This window comes from Allobosea sp. TAB14 (assembly GCF_052113865.1).
Lineage (GTDB): Bacteria > Pseudomonadota > Alphaproteobacteria > Rhizobiales > Beijerinckiaceae > Allobosea > Allobosea spartocytisi.
Genome location: NZ_JBFRDQ010000081.1, coordinates 1 through 632, shown reverse-complemented (window position 1 = coordinate 632; position 632 = coordinate 1). Strand labels below are relative to the sequence as shown.

At 65.2% G+C, this 632-nt stretch carries 1 protein-coding gene; it reads left to right on the top strand.

The window, feature by feature from the left end; all coding sequences use genetic code 11:
* Positions 1–23 precede the first annotated feature (23 nt).
* The coding region (locus tag AB4Y99_RS13850; protein WP_441523718.1) for a cysteine peptidase family C39 domain-containing protein at positions 24–632 on the top strand (609 nt) is incomplete at its 3' end.

The window sequence follows — 632 nt, the reverse complement described above, 5'->3', positions numbered from 1 at the left end:
CCCCCACGCCTCAAACAGCATGTATGCGGGGCCACCACTTGGAAAATCCCGATAACGATACCCATCCGCGATCTGACGACGGCCTGACTGCGCTCATCTTCATCCTGCGCAGCCAGGGCGTGAGCGTCCTTCCGGAACAGATCCAGCATCAATTTCCCGGTCGGCCGATCGGGGTCTCGGAAATGATCCGCTGCGCCAAGGGCCTGGGCCTCAAGGCCCGCTCAGTGACGACGAGCTGGGAGCGGCTGGCGCGCACGCCGCTGCCGGTGATCGCCGCGATGCGCGACGGCAGCTTCCTGGTCCTGGGCCGCTGCGGCGAGGACCAGATCCTCGTCCAGGCGCCGAACGCCCCGCGGCCGAGTGTGATGTCGCGGGCCGAGCTCGAAGCGATCTGGGACGGCCGGCTCGTCCTGATGACGAAGCGCGCGACGCTGACCGACCTCGCCCGCCGTTTCGACATCACCTGGTTCATGGGCGCGATCCACAAATATCGCTGGCTTCTCGGCGAAGTCCTGATCGCGTCCTTCTTCCTCCAGTTCTTCGGCCTGATCTCGCCCCTGTTCTTCCAGGTCGTCATCGACAAGGTGCTCGTGCATCGCAGCATGAGCACGCTGGACGTGCTGGTCATCGGG